The 6606-nt window shown below is 39.8% G+C and carries 6 protein-coding genes and 1 pseudogene; all 7 read right to left on the bottom strand.

Annotated elements, in window-relative coordinates:
* Window positions 1-226 precede the first annotated feature (226 nt).
* On the bottom strand, window positions 227-415 hold the full coding sequence (locus AC3WU2_RS30515; protein WP_492458588.1) for a hypothetical protein: 189 nt from the start codon (window positions 413-415) through the stop codon (window positions 227-229).
* 391 nt (window positions 416-806) lie between these two features.
* Entirely contained in the window at window positions 807-1364 is a 558-nt protein-coding gene (locus AC3WU2_RS30510; RefSeq protein ID WP_492458587.1) for a GNAT family N-acetyltransferase, read from the bottom strand.
* A 421-nt stretch (window positions 1365-1785) separates the two neighbouring features.
* Window positions 1786-2505, bottom strand: a pseudogene (locus AC3WU2_RS30505) (phosphotransferase family protein); the annotation flags it as partial.
* Between the two features lie 278 nt (window positions 2506-2783).
* Window positions 2784-3626, bottom strand: coding sequence for a tyrosine-type recombinase/integrase (locus tag AC3WU2_RS30500; protein WP_492458586.1), 843 nt, complete (start codon window positions 3624-3626; stop codon window positions 2784-2786).
* A 421-nt stretch (window positions 3627-4047) separates the two neighbouring features.
* On the bottom strand, window positions 4048-4383 hold the full coding sequence (locus AC3WU2_RS30495) for a hypothetical protein (protein WP_492458585.1): 336 nt from the start codon (window positions 4381-4383) through the stop codon (window positions 4048-4050).
* A 209-nt stretch (window positions 4384-4592) separates the two neighbouring features.
* A complete protein-coding gene (locus AC3WU2_RS30490) occupies window positions 4593-5282 on the bottom strand; it encodes a hypothetical protein (protein WP_492458584.1) in 690 nt (229 codons plus the stop codon).
* Window positions 5283-5427: 145 nt separating this feature from the next.
* Window positions 5428-6351, bottom strand: a complete 924-nt coding sequence (locus AC3WU2_RS30485; RefSeq protein ID WP_492458589.1) for an acetamidase/formamidase family protein — start codon at window positions 6349-6351, stop codon at window positions 5428-5430.
* Window positions 6352-6606 lie beyond the last annotated feature (255 nt).

The raw sequence follows: 6606 nt of genomic DNA, 5'->3' as shown, positions 1-6606 counted from the left end.
GAAACTTCTTCAATGATATTGAATTTCTCTATTGCATTATATTTTCCCCTGGCCATGAAAAAGCTCCCCTTACATAAACAGGTTTTATTTTTTCACCTGTCTACCGTAAGGGGAGCATATCATCTTTGACCAGCTGCCCCTATTTCATGATTCAACTATCGTTCCCAGTTAGCGTAATAATCTAATCGATTTGATAAAAATCTTTCAATCCGAGCCACGCCTCGTATCAGAATGTCTTACTTTTCTGTGATTTAGTAATATCGAATTTCTCGCCGTTTTTTAAGACATTGACCTTATTATTTTCGATTAAAATATTATCACCAAATCTAAAAACAATCTCATAACTTAATTTCTTATAACCTTCTTCACGTGTATCAGACCATTCCGATTTTTCAACTGAAAACCGTTGTTTCATTGCAGTCTCCTCCTTTGCACTCATGTGTCCCGTTAGCGTAATGGATGAGGCATTGCTCGACCATCGTTGTGCATTCCTGACGTTCATGCAGCTTAAGGACCATAGGTCCGGGTCGTCAGACTTAGCTGGTTGAATGTGTTGCCTGAATCGACTTCTCTGAAAATCCTCTTGGTGACCGAGGAGCGAACGCGACGATGTAGGAATGCTTTGTTATCAGATGTCAGCGTCTGCTTTGTAATACCCTCAAACTTAGGTTATCTTTAACTTTCGTGTCCCATTAATTCAACAAATTAAGTTTTTGGGTACGAGAGCTAAAACTTCCTTTATTTAGCTGGATTGAGACTCAAGTTGGTTCCCTTCTCGGCTAATTGAGATGCTGGTACCTATGAGGTTAGTACTCACTTTTCAACTTAGAGAAGATAGCAAGATCAACATATTTCCCTTTTTCGAACTCATGTTGCCTTAAGACACCTTCCTTGTGGAAGCCGAGCTTATACATCAAACGGATCGACGCCTCATTCTCCGGTTCCACTTTCGCTTCGATTTTATTTACCTTCATGGTCAAAAATCCAAAATCCATGATGCATTTCACTACCTCTGTCATGATACCCTTACCCCAAAAGTTAGGGGTTAAGTCATAACCAATTTCTATACGATTGTGAATCTTCTCGTAATTCAAAAACCCGCAGGTTCCAATCACTTTTTTTGACTGACTATCTTCAATCATCCACCTTAATCCAGATTGTTCCTTGAAAATTTTCTGATACCATTTCATTTCATTTATCGCATCCTCGACAGAAAGAAATGGTGTGAATGGCATATATTTAACCACGCCTTCGTTTGAATAAAGCTCAAAAATATCATGTCGATCTTTTTCTTCTTCTTTCCGTAGTGTGAAACGTTCTGTTTTTAAACGGGGGAAATCAACAAATGCGAACTCTGAATTCATGATAATTCTCCTTTTACCTCAAATCAACAAGTTTATCAATAACTAAATACCGAATTTATATACAATATAAATTTCTAACCTGACAGTTCTGAAAAGTTTCTATGAAATAGATAGTTAATGCCTTATAGAGGGTTTTTATAATGTTAGCTGATTTCCGATAACGTAATATCTGCGACACAATTCGCAGATCTCTCTTACCGTATCTATATTCACGACATACTTTATTACATTTGGGTAAACTATTCCCTCCTAATCATCATAAACATCTCTAATTACCTTACCATAAAATCCAGACTATGGATATTTCCATTAAACTATCCTCCCGTTAGCTTAATAAAAACAAGAGCAGCTGCCGTAGCAAACTGCTCCTCGCTCTGTTCAACTATCGTTCCCGTTAGCTTAATTCTCTAAGTGATGAAAACTAGTTCAGCTGGCGCTGTATTATATCGAGCAGAGTGCGTTGCTCCTCCTCCGGAACGCTCTCACCTAGGCGTGCCGCCATCAGCGGAAGCTCCCACTTAGCGAGCTCCTCCCGGCTGTAGCCGGTCAGTTCGAGATATGTGTCCTCGTACGTTTGCAGTAATATAGTTCTAAGCTGAGCAAACGTCTGGATAACGACCTCGGGAAGCTCCGCCGGCAAGACCGCGTGACGCAGTATCATGATCGTTCTGGCTGCATCGGCTTGTGCCGGACCACATACTGCGGTCATCCAGTCGATGACGACAGGACCCCTCTGACTTAAAAGCACATTGCCAGGATGGAAGTCACCGTGGCAAAGATGATCACCCCCGGGAAGCTCGGATAGACGGCTTTCGATCACCTCTCGTAACGGCTCGAAGCCGACGTGACGAATGCCGCTGATCATATAAGCCAGTCGACTTTTAATGGATTGCAAACGACCGGTTGCCTTGACGCTGTGCAACTTGGCGTGAAGCTGAGCCAGCTGACGACCGTATTCTGCAGCTTTTTCCGGCTTACCCATTAGAATCTCCAGCATAGAAGGTCCCAGGATCCTCTCATATGCAAGTCCGGTAAGACCGTCAGTTTCTACGGTTCCATAAAATGTCGGGGCACCTACCGCCAACTCCTCAATAACGGTACTGATATTCCGCTCCAGGTCAAGCAGTTTCGGGTCGCGAAATACTTTAAGGACCTGATTCGACCCTAGTGCATATAAATATCCGCAGTGTTGCCTCTGCCAATCCGTTCGCCCACTCCCATGAGAAACACCCTATTCCTTTTTAGAATAATATTCCTATGAATTACTATAATCGAATAAGGTAAAAAGAAAAACCGGCAATCTCCTTAACGTACGCCTCGGTCAATCTAGTTAATTGTGAGGGTGATTATTGTAACAAACCTGCCCGTTAGTTGAGTAATATTTTACTTAGGTGTATTTCATCTCTTAATACAGAAATGCTAAAAAAACCGGCGGTAGAGTTCTCGTCGGCGTTCCCCGCGCAGCTGGGCATAAATTTGAGTGGTTGATGCCTTTTCATGCCCCAACATGCCTTGAATAAAATCTAATGGCGCTCCGTTATCAAGGAGCTGACACGCATAGGTATGACGAAATCGATGCGGATATACATTTGCTTCGAGTTCTCCCCGATCAGCAAGCCGCTTTAATGCCCACCTGATTGTCGGAATAGCCATTCGTCTTGTTGGATGTGTATTGGTTACAAATAAGGCCTTGCAGGAATCCTCTCGGCTCGCGAGATACTTCTTCAACCACACTTTACACTCGGTTGTAAAGTAAACCTCTCTCTGTTTTGAACCTTTGCCGTTTACAATAGCGGAGCAGTTCTCCCAGTTCAGGACATCAATATTTAACTTCTCCACCTCTCCAACCCGGCAGCCGGAACTGTAGAGAAACTCCAGAAGTGCCCTTTCCCTCAGGGACTGGCAAGAGATTTTCAAGTGAATGACATCTTCTTCGATCAAAAATTTAGGAATACGCTTGTCCATTTTGGGTTCGCGTAGCTTTAAAGCAGGATTTGAGGTTAAGTATGTTTCTTCAAAGGCAAAGCGGAATAGGGAACGAACAAAACGGATGCGATGTCCTAAACTGCTAGGTTTCAACCGATCAGACTGCTTGGCTAAGTATTCCTTCAACAAGTTAAGTGTAACCTCAGAAATATCCAGGTCTCCTAGTTCTCTTAGTAACATTTTGAGCTGCAGGGTGTAGGCTTTCAATGTACTCGAACTAAAGCCTTGGATACGTTTATCAGCTTCATACAGTCGCCATAACTCACTTAAAATCATAAATAAAACCTCCCATAAGAGCTATTAAATCTAGTTTTGCTTCTTATGAAAGGTTTTAATCTATTAAACTAGCGTTTCCCGTTAGCGTAATGATTTATTTGTCTTTAAGCTTTTCTTCTTGGTACCGTTCTAAGGCTTCTTTTGCCAAATCACGCCTGGGTAGGTTCGAGTTAATTCTAAGAAGAAGTGTAATGATTATTAATAATAAAATAACAATTAGAACTTGCATCATTAACACCAACTTCATCCAATTAATAGCCTTATGCCATTAGTTCCTGGTTATCGTAACGTGTCTCTTTAGCGTAATCAAGCTTAATATTCACTCTAAGAATTGAACAATACTTTACGTATCCGTATATTGTATTTGATAAGCAGTGACTGCTCTTGTTAAGCAATCGCACCGTTAGTGGAATATCAAAATCTACCCGACATATTGAAGAATTAACTGATATAATGCTATGGAAAGTCCTAAAATACTCGCTTTCATTTTAGATGGATGATTTCTTTTGCTGCGAAACAAGTAAAAGAAAACCACTATAAATCCCAAGGGAATCCATAGCTGAAAGACACCATCTGTTGTACTGCGAGAAAAAATTGGAGTAATGAAAGTGCTAATCAAAAAGTAAAAGAAAACCGTAAACGGTCTTGTTTCTAATTGCTTGCTCCACCTTACTAAAAAGAAAATAATAATTATTGCGATAATCGTAATGTGTAAAGGGGGTAGAACAATAGCAGCGTCCCCAAATTTGAATTCCATTCTGCATTGCCCTCCTTTTTTTTAGTGCATCACCACTTATGGTTCGCATGAAGACATATCTTCCTCCGTAATTATCATTTTACCTTATTCCTACTTAACAAACCTGCCCTTTAGTTTAATAAAACGAGCAGGCTTGCCGTGGCACCTGCTCATTTTATACCTGATTCAACTATAGTGTCCCGTTTGCTTAATGACGGCGGGGAATTTGATCAAAAATTCATTAACGATATTTGGCGAACTAACTCATTGTCTTTATTAAAAAGAGCAACTTCATTCGAAGATAACCATTGTATTTTTCCGAGATATTGAACATAAGCCCATTCGTTTGGTCGATCCCGAAAAGCCTCAACGCGCAATACCTCTTGATTTGTTTTGTTGAAGATAATTAAGTAGCCTCTTACAACAGTTACTTCGTGCACAATATAAAGCCTTACTTTAAATCTTCTGTCAGGACTTGAAATTGGTTTTCTCCAAAACCATTCGTTCATCATTTCTGCTTCAGTCACTTTTTCGAACGTTTGATCGAATGGAACTGAATCCCATCCTTTTTCAGGAATGATTTTATCAATTCCTTTTCTCAACAAATCCAAAGTTGGTACTTTCTTTTGTTGATCATTCAAAGAGAAGAATGAATCTACATGGAATTTAATCACTGTTTCACAAATCCCCCCATAGGTAAGAACTCTAGGATCAGTAACTTCGTCTACACAACGAATTAATACCTTCCATGCATCATTAGTTTTGTATTTTTCAAAAAAACGTTCGTAAAGAGTAGCAATACAGCGAATCTCGTCCCTAAATTGAACTCTTTTTTTACTCCAATTGGCTTCATAATCTTCAGGCGATCCATCTCTTTTAGGAAAAGGAATATCTAAATCAAATTCTTTTAAAGTGGGCATCTTTGAATCACTATTCCTTCCTGAATAGTAAAATGTTTACGGCAGCCGTTATTGAGCTATCGTGTCCCTTTAGCGTAATGAATACTTCGTGATTTATGCAGGCCTGCAAAATAGGAGACTTCACTTATTATTAAATATATATCGGCTATTTAGTTACTGCCTCATGCGGTAAAATAGCGTGTACACCGTGAACTCCGTTTACAATTTGGGTAATCCTTAAATCTACAATTAAACTTGCTAATGCAAGGGATTCTTTTCGTTCATAACCAAATAATTCATTCATAAGATCTAGCATGCCTTCAAGAGCTATTAAAGTTGCTTCATAGAGATCTTTATTAAAACCAAACGTAATCCAGCCCGACGGAGTATTAGCCCGTGGCATGGATAATTTGAAGTCCGATAAAAGTTGAAATTCTAATTCAACTAAATCCACTGGACACTCCAAAGCAGGCAAAGCAACCTCTCCATCTCCTTGTGCCGCATGTCCATCACCAACAGAAAAAAGTGCCCCATCAACCGATATAGGAAGATAAAGAGTACTTCCTTTGACTAATTCCTTACAGTCAATATTTCCGCCACAAAAACGTGGATGATAGGTTGAATGTATACCTTCTTCTGCTGGAGGCATCCCCATAATCCCCATAAAGGGACGTATAGGTATCTTATGACCGAGTTGACTTACTCCTGTCATCATATTTGAATCAAGCTTCCAGTGTAGAAAATATTCTTCACCTTTATCAACACCCATACGTGAATTAATCTCGCTCGGGTATCCACCTGCACCACTCCAACCCCATGAGCCAGGTAAAACCTCATTAATTTGAATTTTTAATACCATACCAGGTTCAGCACCATTTATAAATATTGGGCCACAAAGTGCATGTCCACTATCCATAGGATGTTCCCTTGGTTCAAACCTCTTAGTGGGTAAGCCTGGTTGTAACCATGGCTCTAAGGCCCATCCCATGTCCAAACAACTAAAGCGAACAATGTCCCCAGAGTTTATTCTTAATGCTGGCTCATATTCTTTTGAAAAAGAGCCATGAAGTGTTGATCGCTCTGGATTAATATGATGAATTGCTATTTAAATCCCCTCCGTTTTTCCAGGATAATAAGTTTAGGACTTCAGAAACTAATTCAAAAAAGCCCCCCTTCTATGGCCTTATCAAAAAAACACATTTTAATTAACAACCATATTATGCCATTTTAACGAATTATTTTGGGTGACATTTTATTGAATATTCTTCCACTATCCTCCCTCTATAGAGAAACGCTTAGCTCTTAAATACTCTCGTTTTCTCAGGTTTTGACCATCAATACTTTT

This window comes from Paenibacillus sp. EB106-05-06-XG162 (assembly GCF_058791655.1).
Note: the sequence above shows the minus strand (reverse complement) of the source record. Positions and strands in the feature narration are given on the sequence as shown.

Excerpts from the sequence above, each read along its gene's own strand:
- AC3WU2_RS30510 (WP_492458587.1), bottom strand. The coding sequence starts at position 1,364 with ATGAATTCAGAGTTCGCATTTGTTGATTTCCCCCGTTTAAAAACAGAA.
- AC3WU2_RS30500 (WP_492458586.1), bottom strand. The coding sequence starts at position 3,626 with ATGATTTTAAGTGAGTTATGGCGACTGTATGAAGCTGATAAACGTATC.
- AC3WU2_RS30495 (WP_492458585.1), bottom strand. The coding sequence starts at position 4,383 with ATGGAATTCAAATTTGGGGACGCTGCTATTGTTCTACCCCCTTTACAC.
- AC3WU2_RS30490 (WP_492458584.1), bottom strand. The coding sequence starts at position 5,282 with ATGCCCACTTTAAAAGAATTTGATTTAGATATTCCTTTTCCTAAAAGA.
- AC3WU2_RS30515 (WP_492458588.1), bottom strand. The coding sequence starts at position 415 with ATGAAACAACGGTTTTCAGTTGAAAAATCGGAATGGTCTGATACACGT.